This window comes from Burkholderia sp. PvR073, assembly GCF_054055695.1.
This window is the reverse complement of the sequence record NZ_JBSRXO010000001.1, coordinates 536,240-555,365: the sequence shown is the minus strand read 5'-3', so window position 1 is coordinate 555,365 and position 19,126 is coordinate 536,240. Positions and strand designations below refer to the sequence as shown.

The 19,126-nt window shown below is 61.1% G+C and carries 12 protein-coding genes; 10 read left to right on the top strand and 2 right to left on the bottom strand.

From position 1 onward, the window contains the following. Positions 1 to 4: 4 nt before the first annotated feature. Together ACVK00_RS02395 and tssK are read right to left on the bottom strand one after the other, a co-directional pair. Positions 5 to 679: a DotU family type IV/VI secretion system protein gene (locus ACVK00_RS02395; protein WP_284900065.1), complete on the bottom strand. Its 675-nt coding sequence runs from the start codon at positions 677 to 679 to the stop codon at positions 5 to 7. Between the two features lie 80 nt (positions 680 to 759). After that, positions 760 to 2,109: a type VI secretion system baseplate subunit TssK gene (gene tssK / locus ACVK00_RS02390; protein WP_284900068.1), complete on the bottom strand. Its 1,350-nt coding sequence runs from the start codon at positions 2,107 to 2,109 to the stop codon at positions 760 to 762. Between the two features lie 588 nt (positions 2,110 to 2,697). Between tssK and tssB the strand changes: the two genes are divergently transcribed. The 10 genes from tssB to tssA all read left to right on the top strand — a co-directional run bounded on the left by tssB (position 2,698) and on the right by tssA (position 19,120). Beyond that, on the top strand, positions 2,698 to 3,210 hold the full coding sequence (gene tssB, locus ACVK00_RS02385) for a type VI secretion system contractile sheath small subunit (protein WP_006750268.1): 513 nt from the start codon (positions 2,698 to 2,700) through the stop codon (positions 3,208 to 3,210). Positions 3,211 to 3,283: 73 nt separating this feature from the next. After that, positions 3,284 to 4,834: a type VI secretion system contractile sheath large subunit gene (gene tssC, locus ACVK00_RS02380; RefSeq protein WP_006750267.1), complete on the top strand. Its 1,551-nt coding sequence runs from the start codon at positions 3,284 to 3,286 to the stop codon at positions 4,832 to 4,834. 79 nt (positions 4,835 to 4,913) lie between these two features. Next, complete coding sequence (locus ACVK00_RS02375) at positions 4,914 to 7,583, top strand: type VI secretion system Vgr family protein (protein WP_284900073.1); 2,670 nt, start codon at positions 4,914 to 4,916, stop codon at positions 7,581 to 7,583. Next, positions 7,580 to 9,565: a phospholipase D-like domain-containing protein gene (locus ACVK00_RS02370; protein WP_284900074.1), complete on the top strand. Its 1,986-nt coding sequence runs from the start codon at positions 7,580 to 7,582 to the stop codon at positions 9,563 to 9,565. The genes ACVK00_RS02375 and ACVK00_RS02370 overlap by 4 nt, the downstream gene beginning before the upstream one ends. A gap of 3 nt (positions 9,566 to 9,568) precedes the next feature. After that, positions 9,569 to 10,855, top strand: coding sequence for an SEL1-like repeat protein (locus ACVK00_RS02365; protein WP_284900076.1), 1,287 nt, complete (start codon positions 9,569 to 9,571; stop codon positions 10,853 to 10,855). Further along, a complete protein-coding gene (locus ACVK00_RS02360) occupies positions 10,855 to 11,868 on the top strand; it encodes a hypothetical protein (protein ID WP_175668023.1) in 1,014 nt (337 codons plus the stop codon). The genes ACVK00_RS02365 and ACVK00_RS02360 overlap by 1 nt, the downstream gene beginning before the upstream one ends. A 430-nt stretch (positions 11,869 to 12,298) precedes the next feature. Beyond that, entirely contained in the window at positions 12,299 to 12,547 is a 249-nt protein-coding gene (locus ACVK00_RS02355; RefSeq protein WP_126226698.1) for a PAAR domain-containing protein, read from the top strand. 10 nt (positions 12,548 to 12,557) lie between these two features. Continuing rightward, complete coding sequence (locus ACVK00_RS02350; RefSeq protein ID WP_284900080.1) at positions 12,558 to 13,772, top strand: hypothetical protein; 1,215 nt, start codon at positions 12,558 to 12,560, stop codon at positions 13,770 to 13,772. Positions 13,773 to 13,790: 18 nt separating this feature from the next. After that, positions 13,791 to 17,528 (top strand): ImcF-related family protein, encoded by a 3,738-nt coding sequence (locus ACVK00_RS02345; protein ID WP_354123181.1) that lies wholly within the window; start codon positions 13,791 to 13,793, stop codon positions 17,526 to 17,528. Between the two features lie 8 nt (positions 17,529 to 17,536). Beyond that, on the top strand, positions 17,537 to 19,120 hold the full coding sequence (tssA, locus tag ACVK00_RS02340) for a type VI secretion system protein TssA (protein WP_284900084.1): 1,584 nt from the start codon (positions 17,537 to 17,539) through the stop codon (positions 19,118 to 19,120). Positions 19,121 to 19,126 lie beyond the last annotated feature (6 nt).

Below are 19,126 nucleotides of genomic sequence, written 5' to 3'. Positions count from 1 at the left end.
GAACTCACGGTCGTTTCGCTTGCTGGACGAGTCGGGCCAGTTCGGCATCGAGGATCCGATCCCACGCGAACCAGACGAGTATCGCGATGACGCATGCCGTGCCCGCGATAACCCATGGCGACACATGCCTGAGCCGGTCCAGCAGTCGCGTGTTGGAGCGATCGGTGACGAACCCCGGGCGGACCGCCGGCCGCAATTGATCGATCTGCGCCACCAGCGCGGCGATCAGTGCCTGACGTTTCGCCTCACCATCATGGGCGCCCGCGGACGGCCCCGAGCGAGCGGCATACCGGCCACGGAATCCCAGGCCGAGAACGGCCGCGTAGCATTCGAGCAGGTCGACGTTCGGCGCGGGTTCGCGCATCCGGTAGTCGAGCCGCTCGTAGATGCGCGTGCCTGCATCGTGCGTGCCGAATCGCTCGACCTGCAGCGGCGTGGATTCCCAGTTCGCCTTGTCGGAAGCCGGCAGGTGCCGCAGTGCGGCTTCGTCGATCAGCCCGCACTGGGCGACGATGGCGTCGTCCCGTACGTCCACGGCAATGCCTTGCGCATCGAGCGCGGTCGCGAACTGTGCGACCAGCAGGCGGCACTGCTCACGCAGGCTTGCGGCATTGTCGACCTGGCCGCCGTTCGACAGGTGAGTGACGAGCAACGCGGTATCGCGCAGCAGCGCGCGCATCGAAGATCGATGTGCAGGACCGGATGAGGGATCGTGCGCAAGCAGCGCGGTTTCGTGACGCATGGAGGCGACGGCATTCATCAGCGCAGCACCGCATAAAGTTCGAGCGACGCGTCGGGAATCGACGCGGGAAGATAGATCTGGCAAGCGCGCGCGGCGAGCATCCGTGCATGCGCGGCGTCGTGCGCATCAAGCGCGAAATAGTGGTTGTCCAGCCGGACCGGTATGGCGCCGGGTACCCGCTGCACGGCTTTGAGCGGAATTCCCGCCACGGCGGAATTGACGATGTGCTCGACGTCGTCCGGTGCGCCGATCTTGCAGAGGTGCGGAAACTGTTCGACCAGCTCGAACGCCGGCAACGCGGCATTGACGGACAGATACCAGTCCGCGGCATCTTCGACGATGCGCTCGTCGCGGAACTGGCCGACCCAGGTCGTCGGTGTCGCATGCGAGAGCCCGATCGAGACGACGCGTGACGGGATGATCGCGTCGAGCAGATCGCGGATCAGCGATTCGAGCGCCGCGAATACGTCATGGGCGCTCGCGTGGTCGTAGGGCGGAATGTCGGTCAGCGACACGCGAGTCGAGAACGTGATCAGCGAGCCGGCCAACTGGGCGAGCACCTGGTACAGGCGATCGGTCGGCTGCCCCGGATGCGACGCGAGGAAGCGCAGTTGCGGCCACGCCTGATGAATGCAATGCAGGAGCCAGAAGAGCTGGACATCGGCGACGCCGTACTCGGCCACCTGCTCGATGCGCTCGCTGCGGCGCGCACCGAGGAGCGCGCTTTTGGCGGCGAGGATGTCGGCGATCCGTCGAATGCGCTCGATATGCAGCGGGTGACCGGATAGCGCCAGACAGGGCGGGACGTATCGGCGATCGACCTGGAACTGCCCGCTCGTCGTGCGCGTCAGGCGTGCGATCGCGCATGCCGTGTCGTCGGCGTGCGATTCGAAGCCGAACAGCAACCGGACGGCGTGACGCTCGGCGGCAATTTCGGTCTCGGCCGAGCCGTTCAGGTCCGTCACCTTGACGAACTCGCGATACGCGCGGCGCGGGCGGGCCAGCGCCGTTTCGTCGAAGCGACAGTTGCTGCCGTTCGCGTCGGGTAGCGCGAGCGCGGCGAGTACGTCGACGGTCTGGGCATCGGCGGGAATTTCGCCGACGAGGTCGCGCGCCGGCGGCAACGCGTCGGCGATGGCCGTGTCGATCGGCGTGCCGTCGGGGAAACGCAGTTGCAGCCGCGCGAGCTTCAGGCGGCCGGAGGACAGTGCCTCCTCGTCGATGTCGACGTTCAGCGTTCCCCATGGCGATACGGCGACGGCCGACGCCAGTTGTTGCAGCGCGAACGCGTTCCAGCGCTCATGCTGCTGGAAATGCTGCTGCGTAAGAATCAGCCCTTCATGCCAGAGCGGTTTGTCGATCCGCATGGTGTGGTCAATACCGATGTAGGAATTATGAGGCGCCGATTCTATACATCGTTTTCTGATTTCGTATACCCCGTTTTATTCGAATTTGTTGGGAAGTGTCTCGAATAAATTGAGATAAATGGGGTGTTTATTTTGAGATTTATTGGGCGTGGGGTGTTTCTTCGGTGCCAGCGGTGCCAGCGGTGTCGAGTGGAGTTTTTATTGAGATTTTGTGTTCCGTGTTTTTTGTAAAAATCGCCTGCAAATCAGGTGGTTGTGAGATGGTTGTGAATTTGTTTGATAGTGATTTGTGGGCGGGTGTTTGGGATTCGGACGGCGTGTCTGGAATGCGACATGGAATCGGACTAGTCTTATTTGCAAAAAACCTTGTGTCGTTAATTTTCAATTTTCCGTGTTTCGGGTTTACTCGCTGACAAAGGGCGTGATATTTTCTGCCGCCTGAGTCGGATATCGGGCCGCGAATATCCGGATGGGCCGTTCGTCGATGCACGTTGCGGGGTTGGCATGGGCAGTACGGACGGCGATGCACCCATGACTTGCGGGTGCGTGTCGCGGAGTCTTCAAGCTTCCTGAGATAAGGAGAACGAATTGGATAGCTTTCAGCGAGAGATCCCGAAGAGCCGGGTGTCGATCACGCTTGACCTGCATACGGGTGGAGCGCAGAAGAAGGTCGAGTTGCCCCTGAAGCTGCTGGTCGCCGGCGACTTCAGTGCCGGCCGTGAGCAGGCGCCGCTTGCCGAGCGCAAGAAGGTGAACATCGACAAGAACAACTTCGATGCCGTGCTGGCCGACTATGCGCCGGATCTCAGGATCGCCGCGGACAACACGCTGGCCGGCGACGGTTCGGAGCTGCCCGTCAACCTGTCGTTCCGCTCGATCAAGGATTTCGCGCCCGAGCAGGTCGCGCGCCAGATTCCCGAGTTGCAGGCGCTCCTCGCGATGCGCAATCTGCTGCGTGACCTGAAATCGAACCTGCTCGACAACGGCACGTTCCGTCGCGAGTTCGAGAAGGTGCTGAAGGACGATCGCCTGTCCGCGAAGCTGCGAGGTGAACTCGCGCAGATCGCGACCGCCGCGACGCAGCCGGAAGGGCATGCGTGAAACGCGCTGGGCAAAACGCGCGTTCAGCGCATTCCGCAACATCGTAGCGATTCGATCGCAGACAGGACACGCCATGAAATCCACTGAAACGCAGCACGCCGGCGCGAGCGAGACCGTCGTGCTGGACGCCCCGCACGGGGATATCGACAGCGTCTATGCGTCGCTGTGCAGCAAGATCAACCTGAAGCCCGTCAGCGAAGCGCGCCCGCTCGAGGCGTTCCGCGACAACGACATGCTGTCCGAGGCGTCGGCCGACGAGCGCATCGCGCGCGGGATGGGCGCATTCCTCGAACTCGTTGCGAACGCGAGCCAGCCGGTGGACCGCCTCGACAAGTCGCTGCTCGATTTCCATATCGGCCAGATCGACCGGCAGATCAGCCGCCAGCTCGACGCCGTGATGCATACGCAGGAATTCCAGGCGCTCGAGGCACGCTGGCGCGGCCTGAAGATGCTCGTGAGTCGTACTGATTTCCGCAAGAACGCACGCATCGAAGTGCTCGACGTGTCGAAGGACGCGCTGCAGCGCGACTTCGAGGATACGCCGGAACTGATCCAGAGCGGCCTGTACCGCCTGACGTACATCGAGGAATACGACACGCCGGGCGGTCAGCCGATCAGCGCGATGATCAGCGACTTCGAGTTCGCGAATTCGCCGATGGACGTCGCACTGCTGCGCAACATCTCGAAGGTCGCGGCCGCCGCGCACATGCCGTTCATCGGCTCGGTCGGGCCGGCGTTTTTCGGCAAGCAGTCGATGGAGGAAGTCGCCGCGATCCAGGATATCGGCAACTATTTCGATCGCGCCGAGTACATCAAGTGGAAGAGCTTCCGCGATACCGACGATGCGCGTTACGTCGGCCTGACGATGCCGCGTGTGCTCGGCCGTTTGCCGTACGGCAAGGATACGGCGCCGGTGCGGGCGTTCAACTACGAGGAGGCCGTCAAGGGCCCCGACCACGACAAGTACCTGTGGATGAATGCGTCGTTCGCGTTCGCGGCGAACATGGTGCGCAGCTTCGTGAGCAACGGCTGGTGCGTGCAGATCCGCGGTCCGCAGGCGGGCGGCAAGGTCGAGGATCTGCCGGTTCACCTGTACGACCTCGGCACCGGCCACCAGCCGAAGATCCCGACCGAGGTGCTGATCCCCGAAACGCGTGAATTCGAGTTCGCGAATCTCGGCTTCATCCCGCTGTCGTTCTACAAGAACCACGACTTCGCGTGCTTCTTCTCCGCGAACTCGGCGCAGAAGCCGGCGCTGTACGAGACCAGGGAGGCGACCGCGAACAGCCGCATCAACGCACGGCTGCCGTACATCTTCCTGCTGTCGCGCATCGCGCATTACCTGAAGCTGATCCAGCGGGAGAACATCGGCACGACCAAGGATCGTCGTCTGCTCGAGCTCGAGTTGAACAACTGGATCAAGGGGCTCGTGACCGAGATGAAGGATCCGGGTGACGAGCTGCAGGCGTCGCATCCGCTGCGCGAGGCGAAGGTCACGGTCGAGGACATCGAGGACAACCCGGGCTTCTTCCGGATCAAGCTGTTCATCGTCCCGCACTTCCAGGTCGAAGGGATGGATATCGGGCTGTCGCTCGTGTCGCAGATGCCTAAGTCCAAGAACTGATCTGACGCTGTTCTGCGAGCCGCCGGGGTGGTGAGGTTTGCCCCGGTGGTGCCGCGTGTTTGCACAACCGAGAGAGTCCATGTCGATGATTTTGCCTACGCAGGCTTATGAATTGAAGCTGGCGCCGCACCCGGCGCCGTTCTCGATCCTGAAGTTCACCGGGCTGGACCGCGTGAGCCAGCTCTATCGATACGAGATCGAATTCACGAGCCCGGTGGCGGGGATTCCGATGGATCAGGTGCTGGGGCGACCGGCGAAGTTCAGCGCGGATCCGGTCGATTCGAACATGGATTACCTGCGCAAGATGTTTGGGGAGAACGCCGCGCAGTTCAGCGCAAAGCCGGCGGCGTATACGGTTCATGGCGTGATCACGCAGTTCGACGAGCGGGAGACGTCTGCGGACGAAACGCGCTACCGGGTCGTGCTGGAGCCGACACTGGCCGATCTCGATCGTGGCGTGACCAGCCGGTTGTTTCAGAAGCAGTCGGTCGAGGAGATCGTGACCGACACGTTGCGGCATTACGGCTACCGCGCGGGTGTCGATTTCCAGTTTCAGCTGCGTGGACAGTACAAGCGTCGCGAGTACGTGACGCAGTATCACGAGACGACGTTTTCCTTCATTCAGCGCCTTTGTGCGGAAGAAGGGATCTGGTTTCGCTGGGAGCAAAAGAAGGATCGTGCAGTTGTTGTGTTCGGCGACGATCTGGATGCCTATGCGCGCAAGCAGCGCACGGTGCCGTATCGGCGTGACTCGGGGCTCGAGAGTGTCGGTGCGGATGCGATCAAGACGCTCGGGCGCGAGATGAAGCGTGTGCCGGAGGCGGTGCGGCTACATGACTACAACCATCGACAAGCCGAGGTGTCGCTGCTGGTCGAGGAAAACGCGGCGCGCGACGACAAGACGACGAATGCGGTCGATTATCGCTGGGGCGAGCATTACGAGACGCCGGAGGAGGGCAAGCGGGTTGCGCGGTTGCGGCACGAGGCCTATCTGGCGACGCAGATTACGTTCAAGGGGACGGGCAATCCGTTCTGGCTCGAAGCCGGCGAGGTGATGCGGGTCGAGCCGAAACCGGCTGATGCGAAGCACGGGATTTTCGTTACGTCGGTCGGGTCGCACGGCGGGCGGAATGAGTCGTTCTGGGTGGCGTTCGAGGGCATTCCGTCGGATCGCGTGTGGCGTACGCCGGTGGCTTCGGTTTCACGGCCGGTGGTGGACGGGATCCTGCCGGCGCGGATTACGTCGCCGGGCAACTACAAGTATGCGTATCTGACCGAGCAGGGCTGGTACGTGATCAAGCTGCCGTTCGATCTCGATGAATGGAGCCCGGGCGGGACGAGCCGGCCGGTGCGGTTTGCGAAGCCATACAGCGGCGACAACTATGGCCATCACTTTCCGTTGATCGACGGGGCGGAGGTGGCGATTGTCCACACGGACGGCGATCCGAACCGGCCGGTGATCATCGGGGCGATGCATGACAGCGTGCATCCGGATCTGGTGAACAACCTGAACCATACGCGGAATATCGTTCGCACCGCAGCCGGGAACGAACTGCGGATGGAGGACAAGGAAGGTATCGAGCATATCCATTTGACCACGCCGTACCAGACCAGCGAGCTCAATCTCGGACACATGGTCGACGAAAGTCGCAAAGAGCGTGGCCAAGGTGCAGAGCTTCGCACGGACGAACACGTGGCGGTACGGGGAGGGAAAGGTGTTTTCATCTCGGCCGACATGCAATCGGCATCCAATGGCCGGCAGCTCGATATGCGACCGGCGCAGGAACTGCTCGAGCTTGGCTTGCAGCAGATGCAGTCCCTTGCCGATGCGGCGAAAGCAGCGGAAGCCGTTGCCGCGGATTGCGCCAAGCAGAAGGTCCTGCTGGAGGAAACGCTGGCAGAACTGAAAAAGGCCGGTGTCCTGATCAGTGCGCCGGCCGGTATCGGCGTGGCGTCGGGGGATCATTTGCAGCTTACGGCGCGCAAAAACCTGATTGCAACTGCGGGGGGTAGCGCCGACATCGGTGTTGTCAAGCGATTTACGGTAGCGGCTGGCGAAACCGTATCGATGTTCGCGGCGAAACTCGGCATCAAGCTGTTCGCCGCGAAAGGCAAGGTCGCCATTCAGGCGCAAACCGACGAGTTGACGTTGGCGGCATTGAAGGACGTCACTATCACGAGCTCCGACGGCAAGCTCGTACTTTCGGCGGCCAAGGAAGTGTGGATTGGTGCCGGCGGCTCGTATATCAGGATCGACGCCAATCGCATCGAAAACGGTACGCCGGGAGACATCCTCGAGAAGTGCGCATCGTGGAACAAACCTGGGCCCGCTTCGGCGCAGATCAGTACTGCGCTGCCGAATAGCTTGCCGGCGGAGCGCCTGATGTTGAGCCTGGCAGCGTCTCCTTCGGCCAGGGCGGCGATCCCGCAGGACGTTCCGTACAAGTTGTATGCGCAGGGTGCATTGGTCACGCAAGGGGTAACCGATTCGGCGGGGCGAATCGCTGTCGACCATCGCCAGGGCACGAAATCGTATCGACTTGAACTAGCCAATGGCGTTTCCTACGAGATTCCGGTCAGCGAGGAATTTCGCGGTGACGCGGCCAACGGCCAATTGGCCAACCAGGGGTTTCATTTCTACGAGCAAGGTGCCGGCGGTGACAGGGAAGATCGTGCAGCCAATCGCCAGCATTACTACCGCCTGCTGAATCCCGATACCGACACGCAGAACACGGAGGCGCAGTCATGAGTCAACCGGCAGCCATCACGGTACCGATCGCGCAATCGTGCGGCAACGCGGCGACGTTGACGTTGCCGCACTTTGTACAAGGGGCGGAATATAAGCCAAGGAATGCGACGCACTGCCCGCTGGTGAATGGCGAGGAGGCGTTCGGGGCTGTATACGATGCGATTGCCAGCGCGCAGCACAGCGTCGATATCGTCTGCTGGGGGTTTCAGCCTTCGATGTATTTCAAGCGCGGATCGTCGGGACAGGGTTCGCTGTCGATCGGGGAATTATTGCTCGAAAGGGCGAAACACAATGTGAAAGTCCGATTGCTGGTATGGGGCGATAAATTCCATGTTGCGCAGTTTTTGGAAAATATGATGCCCGGCGGTCGTTTCTCGCACCTGCCAGATAATCGAAACTCGGCTCAGCGGGAGTTCGATGCTTGGTGGTACGAGATGGTGAAGATGGACAAGAAAAATCAAGTGGGCACCGAATGGACAGGAGTCGGTATCGCACCCATCCCCGTGCTGACGCATAAAGCCGTTCGACGTATTTTACGAGGCAAGCGTGATCCGGCATTCCGGAATATCGATTTTGCTACGCGTGATTTCAGCATGAACGAACGTGCCGAGATAGCGTGGCGTACTGCGACGGACAGCAAGTACGGCGATCGCACCACAAATGCAAAAATTCAGAATGCCGCAGCAATGGGCCTGGCACCCTCGCATCATCAAAAAATGGTGCTGGTCGACTACGCGCATCCGGAGATCGCGACTGGCTTTGTGATGGGGCATAACACGCTTGACGAGTACTGGGATATCAGTAGCCATGGCCACGTGCGCATGCATCCGCAAATGGGGCGCAACGGATTTTTGCCGCGACAGGATATCTCCGCCCGCATCACGGGGCCGATTCTGACCGATTTGAATAAAAACTTCTGTCAGGCATGGGATGCAACGACGGGACAGCAACTGGAAAAGCAGCGAGAGTCAGCAAAAGAGCCCCTGCTCCGTTGCAGTAAAGATGACATCGCCGTGAGGGCACAGATCCTGCGCACCCAACCCCAAGTTGGGAAAGGTGGCGTTAAAGACATCGAACGACTTTACCTGCAGGCGGTCAACAATACGACCAATTTTATTTATATCGAAAATCAATACTTCCGATTTCCGCCGTTAGCCGAGAAGCTGACGAAATTGGTAAAAGCGTACCAGGCTGGCGGGCGTAAGACGCCGCTCTATCTGTTCGTCGTGACCAACTCGAGCGACGACGGGATCGGGCTTGGGACGGTGAGTACCTATCACATGCTCAATGCACTCGGGCGCGCGGATGTTTTGCCGGGTGTCTCGAAACTGGAACGCACCGACGACTTGGAGAAGCAATACGAGGCAGCACTCGAGGCGAAGAAAGCGGCTGACCAGGCATATGAACGCGCGCAGCACGTTCCCGTCAATCCGTTTTCGAGTTCGGCGCAGTATGCCGTGAACAATCTCGCTGCGGCGCAACTGGATGCTGCCGAGGCTGCCCAGCGGGTGAACGACTTGAAAGTTCAATTGGAAAAGGCCAAGACCGAGGATCCGCAGAAGCTCAATATCCCGGGGCTCGAGGTTCATATCTGTACCCTTGTGCCACCCGACACGCCGAAGGGGCGACCGTGGGATGAAGTGTATATCCATTCCAAGCTGATGATCATCGATGACGTGTTAGTCACGCATGGTTCGGCGAACGTTAACCTGCGGAGCATGGAGGTGGATAGTGAACTGAATATCGCTCATGAGTCCATGCGCGTCGCTCAGCCGCTCCGAGAGAAATTGTGGAGAATTCATGCCGGGGAAGATGGGGTGGGGACGAAGGATAAAAATGGGAGGTTGAATGCAGATGTTGCTTATGAAGCTTGGGGGGAAGTTATTTTGAATAATAAAGACTTAAGGAGTGAAGGGCGCGCACCGTGCGCATCGCTGGTCGAGTTTTATAGAGACAGTCCAAGCCGGTCCAATCTGGATTAACCGATGCGCCTCATCATTCTAATCTGCCTGGCGATTGCCAGTTTATCTGCTTGCTCGAAGGAGAGCGACTTGCCTGGATCGCCCGACCTTGCTGGTGTGCGCGCCAATCTGGCGTTTACCTGCGCCCACGAAGCGGATCGTCTACCTGCCATCGATCCGGACGTGGACGCGTTGTTCCGCTACGGCCGGTATCTGCAAACGCGTGATGGTCCGAAGGACTTCGACGAGGTGGCGCGCTACTACCGGATCGCAGCGGCGCATGGCCATTACAAGGCCAACCACAACGTGCAGCAACTGGTGTCGCAGGGTCTGGCAAGCTCTCCGAACGCGGCGCACGAGGCAGTGGAGTGGGCGAGTCAGCTAGTCAATCTGGGGATTCCGATGGGCTACTACGATATCGGTTACTACCTGAATTCCGGATATGGGCTGAAGCAGAACAACGAGCTGGCGCTGAAATACATCCGAAAGGCTGCCGATCTTGGCAATGCCGATGCCCAGTATTACGTCGCCAAATTATTGGCGCCTCATAACAAAGCGCCCGATATCGCTCGACAGATGCGCCGATGTGCTGCTGATCAGGGGCATGGGATGGCGGCTTATGAACTGGCGATTAATCTTAAGAATAGCGAAGATTTCCCCGGCGCCGTGCTTGCTTATCAAAAGGGAGTGGCTGCAGGGGTCAGCGGAACCGCCATGAACCTTGAGCACGCGTTCCTTGGCGATAAGCAATATTATTTTCTTGACTTGCCCAAAGATCCCGAACGCTCGCGTCGCTATCAGTTGATCGGCCAATTTCTGAGGGACAACAAACTGGCCAACCCGAAGGTTCCAGACATTGACAAGATCGTTCCGCTGCCACCTGCGAAGCTCCCACCGTGGGACGGTACGTTCGAATGGGAAAAGCAGCAAGCCCAGGTGCCGCCCAAGCCGTCGGATGAACTGATCAACAGACTGGCGAAGGAAAAGAACCTTGACCCGGCGACTGGGATACTGCTTTCGCCCGATGCGCAGACGTCGCAGACGACATCGCCGACCGATGTAGTCGCGCGACTGCCGCTCGGCACACTGGCAAGAACCGGGACACGCTGTCCTGAAAGCGGTGTCTGGTGCGCACAGCTTCGTCCAGGTCTTCGAGCCGATACGACACGGACTTTCGAAAATGGCGACGTGCTGCCGATGATCGACTTCTACGAGCCGCGTGCGCTGGCTTGGCTTGACCGCGTGCTCGGCGAGCGTCGCTTGACGACGGAGGTCGTGTGGAAACTGGTGGCCTACGAGGATAAGGTGTGATGGTGAGGTTAGTCGGGCGGTTTAGCATTATTTTGCTTGCGATATTTAGCACTTTTCTTGGTCCTAGTGGATGCGTTCAATCGACAGAGCAGCATCGCCTTGCCGAATTCAATCACGCGAAGCCATGGGATGGTGTAAGTGCCGATGAGCTCGATCACGATCTGGTGCGACGGTACCAGGGAAAGCCGTTTCAATGTAGTCGTGCCGCGAACCATACTCCAGAAGAGACACCCGTGGCCGCACGCGCGTTCGCCGACTTCGTAAAGTATTCGGCCCACGGCGATTCAGTGCCTGATTTCTGGATGAATGAATCGTCACGGCACAAGCGGAAACAGCTGCTTGCTGACGCCGTTGAGGCGGGAAGCTGGAAGGCGGCGTACGTGGATGCTGTTTGGGCGTTCCACCTAGCCGAGGACAACGCGACTATGCAACGGAGTGGAAATCGGCTCGCTTCCCTCGTCAAGCGCGGTATTCCGATCGCAGCCTACACCTATGCCACCTACCTCGATCAGGCACCCGGCGAACAGGATCGTCTACTCAACGAAGCGATTATCCGCGGTAGTCCCGATGCGATGGCCGTGGTTGGCGGCACGATGGTCGTGCGCTCCAGGAAACTCCGACCAGTTGGGAAGGCTATGCTTGAATGTGCCCTTTCCCAAGGGAATGCAGATGCTTACGCAAGTCTCGGAAAAATCGCTGACATGGAGGGACGTGAGGTTGATGCATACAAGCTGTGGGAGAAAGGTGTGAACAGTGGCTGTAGAGATTGCCTGGACCACATGCTGGCCGTCGCAAAGGTCCGCCCCGGCTATACCAGCGCAACACCAAGAGGAGATCTTGTTCCAGAATTGAAAGCGATTCAGAACTTTCTTGATAAAAGCAGTCTGTACGAATGGACTCGGCTCCCGGAGCTTGCAACACCGTTGCCATCCAACCTTTCCTTTCATGTCAGTGATGCGGAACTGTTGAAGCTACTGGAACTGCAGGCAAAGATGCGCGACGTAGGTAATTGAGCTGAGCGGGGAACATTCTTAATGATGTGGCCGTGGCGACGGGCAACGCGTCAACGTAGCTGACGAAGCCGTTATGGCAGAGCAATCGTCGATTCTGGTGTACGCGGATGAGGCAGCATGCAAGCTACCAGCGATTGAGGAGCCGGTGCGCTTTCGGTCACCGGCGTTCCGTCTCTGAAGGGGATTCCCGTCAGGAGCGGCTCGATCTTGTCGACACCGAAGATCTTCCGCCACGATTGCTCGACCTGAACACTATGCCGAGGAACGTTGCGCGCGCCTGATACCGAATCTATGCGGTGTGCACTTGCTGAAATACACCCCTGATCGGGTTTGGCCGTCTCGCTTTTGCGCATATTCGAACCGTAGCGTCCAATCAAAAAACCAGCAGCACGGCTTCGTGCCTCTTTCTCACTTTAGGAATACTCAAATCATGATCGATCTCATTCGTCTCGGCGACGCAACCGACCATGGCGGAACAGTCATCACCGCGTCGAACTCGATGCGCTTCGACGGCAGGTACGTCGCTCGCAAAGGGGATGAAGTGACGTGCCCGCGGCACGATATCCGCCCCAATCTCATCATCGACGGAGACGAAACCATGCTCGACGACGGCGTACCGATCGCACGGCAGGGCTATCGCGCCATGTGCGGGTGCCGTCTGATTTCAAGTCTGGTGTGACAGGACGACCATGCCGGTGGAACTTCCCGACCTCGACCCGCCTGGCGCCGCGCCGAGGCCGCCGCGTGCAATCGTGTGGACGGTGCTGTTTGTCTTCGTCATGGTCGCCGGCGTGTCGGTGGCACTGTTGACACGGTCCAAAGACGAAGCGACCGATACCGCATGGTTCTGGGTGCGCCTGCTTGCTTTTCCTGCGTTGACGTGGTGCGTGATGTTCGGCCTGCGCCGGCACTACTACGATGAGCAGATGCAGCGACTTCAGGCCGAACGCGGCGTGCGTGCTGAAGATCGGGAGAAGGCGTTGCAGTTCGCGCGTGAACCGCTCGCTGTCCTGGGCTACACGTATTTGACCGCATTGGGCAGTACGGACGCCGCGGTCAAGCTAGCGAGGGGTGAGCATGCGTTGAGTGCGCAGACATCGGGTGCGGGCATTGACGCGATTCGTCACACCGCACTGAGACTGAACGAGGACAAGGAAATGCCCGTGCGCTACCGGGCGTGTTTCAACGCATTGCTGGAGCAAATTTCCGATGCCGTGATGACTGTGCCAGCCAAAGTCCCGCTCTGTATCCGTTTGCTCGCACCAGCTGATGTTGATCAGGACGATCTCCTCAAGACATGGGAGTCGTGCTGGAGCGCCAAAAACCTTCGATCGGCAAAGACGAAACAGCTTTCAGTCGATCAGGGCGTGATGGCGCTCGATGAGTGGCTGGACATTCGGGGCGGTCCCGCCCTTGAACGGGCCACATTGTTCGTTTCCGCGCAACTGTACGACCACCCTCCGCAGTCGAGTGCCGAAGCGGCCGTCGGTGTGCTGCTTGCGTGGGCGCCGCTCGCCGAGCGGCATGGTTTGACGACGCGGGCGCTGCTTCATCGGCCGGTGGACGCCAGTGGGCCCGGGATGGATACAGCGCTGTCCAGGGTACTGCTGTGGGGTGATGCGACCGCCGCCGAAATCAGCGATCTCTGGCAGGCTGGCATGGCCGGGCAGGACAAGCGCGCATTGCTTCAGGCCGCCTCGAATACGAAGCTGGGTGTTTCGCAAACTGCTGGACTGTCGGGCGTCCACGACGTCGATCTGGCAATCGGCCATCCCGGCGTGTGCGCGGGTTGGCTAAGTATCGCGCTCGGAATCGAGCACGCGGCGCAAACCGGCGCCCCTCAACTCATGGCATGGCACGAAGGGTCGCTGCGATTCGCAGTCGCTCGTACGCCACGCGCATAAAGCAACGGTATCTATTGCATGTTCATTCGCACGATCCTGGGGTATTGGGTTCTCGTGCCGGCGGTCACCGCGGTTGTGGCGCTGCTGGCGTACTTCATGGGGGCCGACCTTCATCCGTCGCCGGCGTTTCGCGTTGGCGTCGTCATCATGGCCGGTCTGGCTGTTCTGGCGTTCCACCCTCTATGGGTTGGAGCATGGCAATGGGCTGCACGGCATGCTTCCGCTCGATCGGCGAGCCAGTACGATCGCGATCCGTCCGCCCGGATCGGCACACGTGCCGAAGCGCAGGTGGATCTCGGTTCGTACCGCGCCCAGGGCCTTCGAGAAACGTTGCGTTCCCGACACGGATGGCGCTGGCGCTATCGTAATCACTGGGTGCTCGTGACAGGGGACGAACCGATCGTCAATCGATTGGCTCCGGGGCTCGCGGATGCCGGGTATGTGGTTTTTGGCGACACGATTCTGATTTATGCCCGGCAAGCGGGCAACGCGCTCGATACCGGGTGGCTCGACCAGATCCGGCGCATGCGCAGATCTCGGCCCGTCGACGCCGTCGTCGCATTGATGCGCAACCGTGCGTCGTCCCGCGCACCGTTCGACGCCGACGAGCTTTCTCAACGACTGGCGCGCCAGGCGCGGGCGCTGCGCTGGGCCGCGCCGGTGTACCTGGCCAACGTCACCGATTTCGGTAGCGAGTCGTCCGCACCGGACGGGACCATCGGCTTGACATGGTCGAATGCGCGGATCAACGCGGCTGAAGTCGACGAGCACTTGACGATGCTGTCGCACAACCTCGCGGACGCGGGCGTCGTAGCGCTCAGCAAGAACATTCGGGACCGGTATCCGGCCGTGCTTTCGCACCATCTTGCGCATGTGCGCAGTGCGCTGTCGGAACTGGTGCTGCAAACGACCCGATCGAATGTCTGGCGGCATGCGGTACATGGCCTGCTGTTCGCCCCACTCTTCAACGAGCAGGAACGGGTACCGTCGGCTCCGGGCGAGCCGGGCGACGAGCAATTTCCGTCGGGTCTGCCGCATCGATCTGTCTGGCAGACGGTTGCGGCACACAGCCGCAATATTCGCGGACGTCGTGTGGGCTTTTCGTTCGCGACGGCGGCTGCATGGTTGACTGGCATTCTCATCGGCTCGTGGATCATCGGCACGATGGTGTCGGGCTTTTCGAATCGTGTGGTGATTCAGACTGCCGCGGATACGGTCGCGAAATTGGCGGGCGTGCAGGACCGCACCCAGGCCATGATTTCGCTGGACGGCTTCGGCAATCAGATCGATACACTCGAATTCCGTCAACGCGATGGCGCACCGTTGAAGACACGTTTCGGTCTGAATCGCGACGCCGTGCTGCTTGATGTGCTTTGGCCGAGCTACGCGCAGGCCGCGAGTAGCATCCTCGTTACGCCGATCAGGGAAAGACTTGAACGCCGCCTGCATCAGCTCGCATCGCTGTCGGACGTGGAGATCGCCAGTGGTGGAGAGGCACAGGTACAGGCCGCCTACGATACGCTCAGGGCGTACATGATGCTTGCGAGGCCTGAACGCGCGGTGGCGACATTCCTGGCGCCTCAGCTGGTGGCAACGGCCGTACCCGCGCGCCCGACCGACTCGTCATTGTCAGCGGGCGCCTGGGAAGACCTTCGTCTGCGTACGATTGCATTCTTCGCAAACCACTTGGCCCAGGACAATTCGCTGGCAATTGCTCCTGATCTCGGGCTCGTTGCGTCGACGCGCCAGACGATCGTCGGTGTACGGGGTATCCAGAGTTCGTCGGACGCGGTTTATCAACAAATCCTCGACGACGCGACGCCGAAATATCCGCCGGTGTCGCTCGCTACGCTGTTGGGTGATACGAGCGGCCGAGGCGTGTTCAATACGGCAGCTACGATTCCGGGTGTCTTTACGCGCGAGGCGTGGGATGACCGAATCTCCAAGGCGATCGATGACGCAAGCAGGCAGCACAGCGTGGCAGGCGATTGGGTGCTTTCCGACGCGAAAGCCGGCAATCAGGCGTCTTCAACGCTGAAACTCGAACTCCGCCAGCGCTATTTCGACGATTACGCGCGTGCATGGGCGCTATTCCTCAACAGTCTGCGTTGGCAACCCGCACCGACGCTATCAGCCACGGCCGACCAACTCACGCTACTGGGCGATCCGCAACGCTCGCCGCTCGTCGCGTTGATGAATGCGATCGTGTATCAGGCGGGAACGGGAGCCAACGCCCAATCGCTGTCCGACACGCTGATCAGCAAGGCACAGCAACTGGTCGGCGCGGACGAGAAGGATCCGTCCAAGCAGGCCAAGCCTCAACTGGCGCCGCTGGTCGCCGCATTCGGCCCGATCTTGCGTCTGACCGGTAGCGATCTCACGTCCGAGGCGCTATCCGGCGGCAAGGGGAATACACCGCCGGCAGCGACCGGCGACCTGAGCCTGGCCCGCTATCTGGAGCGCATCACGGCCATGCGCCTGAAGACATCGCAGATAGTCTCCAGCCCGGATCCGGACGCGATCGCACGTCTGGCCGCGCAATCCGTGCTGCAAGGCAAGACGTCCGATATCGCCGACAGCCGCGATTACGCGAGTCGTGTCGCTGCGAGCCTCGGTGAACAGTGGTCCGGGTTTGGCGCATTGTTCCGCGCGCCGTTCGATCAGTCGTGGCAGGTCATCGTGCAGCCGGCCGCATCGAGCCTGAACGAGATGTGGCGCACCGCGATCCTCGCCGACTGGAACAAGACCTTCGGCGGCCGCTATCCGTTCGCGGATTCCGACAACGACGCATCGCTGCCCGAGATGGCGCGCTTCATGCGCCCGGACAGCGGCGTGATCGCGCAGTTCGTGACGTCGCAACTGGCCGGTGTCGTCGAACGGCAGGGGGACCGGTGGGTCGCCGCGCAGGGAGCCGATTCCGGCGCATTGACGATCGATCCGGCTTTCCTGAACGGTCTGAACAAGCTCACGCGCACATCGACGGTCCTGTTTCCGTCGGGCGACGCGCGCGTGCGCTATGAACTGCGGGCCGAGCCGACGCCGGGCGTCACCGACATGAGATTCGTGCTGTCCGGCCGCGAACTGCATTACTTCAATCAGAAGCAGGAGTGGACACCGTTCGAATGGCCAGGACAGTCGCTCGAGAACCTGTCGCATATCGAATGGCAAACGGAGCAGGGCGGCTTGCGTACCGCGCTCGATTCGCAGGGGCGTTTCGGCCTCGTTCGATTGCTGGAGCGCGCGAAGATCACACAGCAGGACAACGCCCGCTATCTGCTGACCTGGACGCCCGACACGAGCCAGGGCATTCCGCTCAAGGTGCAATTGCGCAGCGAAGCCGGCGGCGGTCCGCTCGACGTTCTCCAGTTGCGGAATTTCGCGTTGCCGACACGCGTTTTCGTGACGGGATCTCAGAGCGCAGGGCCTCGGGTGTCGACGATCGGCCCGCCACCGTTGCCGGCGTCGGCGATCGCGGCGGCGAAGCATGCGGCTGTGCCGTTGCCGCCGGGGCTTCCGGGCGGGAGCCCCTTGCCGGACGACACCATGCGGGCGTCGGCGGAGCAGGCCTCCGGTCAACGCACTGCGCTCGGCCTTGCTCGGGCGAAAGCGCGAACCGCCGAGCCTGGCCCGGCGACACAGACGAGCACGCCCAAGGCTGCGATTTCGCCGTTGGCGACCACGTCGGGGCGCTCCGATTCCTCCCCCCGTCCGTTTGGGCATGCCATCAGGCTGCCGAGTGACGTATTCGTTTTTTGAGACCTGCCATGACGCTTGCCAATTTCGTGAAGACACTCGTCGGGGGGCCCCGCATCGATTCGCTCCGGAAGGCACGGACGGATACCTGGGCCGCATGGGTCGCGCCGATACCCGGCGATTGCGCATGCGGGCGAGACCCCGGCTACGAAGACGCGTTCTTCGAACTGAAGGATGAAGCCGGCAAGCTGTCGGGAATCGATGACGGGCTGATCGTCCGCTTGTGCGAACACCTGCTCAAGGAGACCGGCAAGGATTTGCGCGTCGCCGGCTACTACGCGTTCGCGCGCCTGCGGCAGGACGGCCCGGCCGGGTTCGCCGACGGGCTTGAACTGGCTGCCGCGCTCGTCGACCGGTTTGGCGAAGCCGCTTTGCCCGCCCGTCACGAAGCGAAGAAGGCAGCGCTCGAAATGCTCGCGACTGCGCGCGTGATCGAGACGCTGGATAGTCGTGGTGACTTTGCGCCGGTTGATCTCGAACGCGCGTTGGCCGCGCTCGATGTGCTCGTGACGCATACGGCGGCATGGCCCGATGCCGCTCGCCCGAATCTGCAGTCGCTCGTTTCCCGCTTCGAGAAAAAGGAAGGGCCTGCACGCAGTGTCGATGTCGGCGTCGCGATGCCGCCTGTGACGGCCGCGGGAAAGACTTCAGCCGGACCGATCGCGTCAACGCGCGATCTGCTCGATCAGGCGCGAGCGATGTCGGCGTGGCTCAGGGATCAGGAAAACGGCTATTTGCCGTCGGTGCGGCTCGTGCGAAGCATTCGCTGGGACACCGTGCACGACGTGCCGCCATCGGATGCCGCGTCGCATACGCGTCTGGCGGCGCCGCGCGCCGAGTTGCGACAGCAGATGAAGCGCCTCGTTCTGCAGAAGCACTGGCACGAGTTGCTGGAGCGCGTCGAGGGTGCGTTCATGGAGGGCGTGAATCACCTGTGGTTCGACCTGCAGTATTTCCAGCACGTTGGGCTCGACCACGTCGGCACACCGTACAGCGCGTGGCGCGAATTGCTGCGCACCGACTTTGCGCTGTTTCTCGAACGACTGCCGGGCATCGAACGGCTGGCATTCAGCGATGGCACGCCGTTCGCCGACGACACGACACTCGAATGGATCGCCCGGCATGCGGTCGTGCGCGACCTGGAAGCGGGCGAGACGGTTGCGCCGCTGCCCGTTTCCGCGGATAGCGCGAGCGATGCGGCGGGCGACTGGCCGGAGATCGAAACCCAGGCTCGCGAACTGGCTGCCCGTGACGGTATCGAAACGGCCTTTGCGTGGCTCGAAGCGCTGCCCGGCATGAAAACCGATCGACATCGCTATTTACAGCGGCTCGTGATGGCCCGCCTGGCCGACCATGCCGGCCGTCACGATGCGGCGCTCGCACTCCTCGCAGAACTCGACGCAACGTCCCGTTCGCTGCCGTTGATGCGCTGGGAGCCGGCGCTGACGTTCGAGGTCAAGCAGCAACTGATCAAAGCACTGAAAGCGATGAGCAGCCGCAAGGACGCCGACAAGCAGGCGTTCGCACGCCGCATCGGCGAGCTGCATGCGGAACTCACGGTACTCGATCCCGCCCGCGCGTTGACCCTTTCGTAACGGATT

What these genes read in the sequence shown, in the direction of transcription:
- ACVK00_RS02355 (WP_126226698.1), top strand. Translation starts at nt 12,299, where the DNA reads ATGATCGATCTCATTCGTCTCGGCGACGCAACCGACCATGGCGGAACA.
- ACVK00_RS02350 (WP_284900080.1), top strand. Translation starts at nt 12,558, where the DNA reads ATGCCGGTGGAACTTCCCGACCTCGACCCGCCTGGCGCCGCGCCGAGG.
- ACVK00_RS02360 (WP_175668023.1), top strand. Translation starts at nt 10,855, where the DNA reads ATGGTGAGGTTAGTCGGGCGGTTTAGCATTATTTTGCTTGCGATATTT.
- ACVK00_RS02365 (WP_284900076.1), top strand. Translation starts at nt 9,569, where the DNA reads ATGCGCCTCATCATTCTAATCTGCCTGGCGATTGCCAGTTTATCTGCT.
- ACVK00_RS02395 (WP_284900065.1), bottom strand. Translation starts at nt 679, where the DNA reads ATGCGCGCGCTGCTGCGCGATACCGCGTTGCTCGTCACTCACCTGTCG.
- ACVK00_RS02345 (WP_354123181.1), top strand. Translation starts at nt 13,791, where the DNA reads ATGTTCATTCGCACGATCCTGGGGTATTGGGTTCTCGTGCCGGCGGTC.
- ACVK00_RS02370 (WP_284900074.1), top strand. Translation starts at nt 7,580, where the DNA reads ATGAGTCAACCGGCAGCCATCACGGTACCGATCGCGCAATCGTGCGGC.
- tssA (WP_284900084.1), top strand. Translation starts at nt 17,537, where the DNA reads ATGACGCTTGCCAATTTCGTGAAGACACTCGTCGGGGGGCCCCGCATC.
- tssK (WP_284900068.1), bottom strand. Translation starts at nt 2,109, where the DNA reads ATGCGGATCGACAAACCGCTCTGGCATGAAGGGCTGATTCTTACGCAG.
- tssC (WP_006750267.1), top strand. Translation starts at nt 3,284, where the DNA reads ATGAAATCCACTGAAACGCAGCACGCCGGCGCGAGCGAGACCGTCGTG.
- ACVK00_RS02375 (WP_284900073.1), top strand. Translation starts at nt 4,914, where the DNA reads ATGTCGATGATTTTGCCTACGCAGGCTTATGAATTGAAGCTGGCGCCG.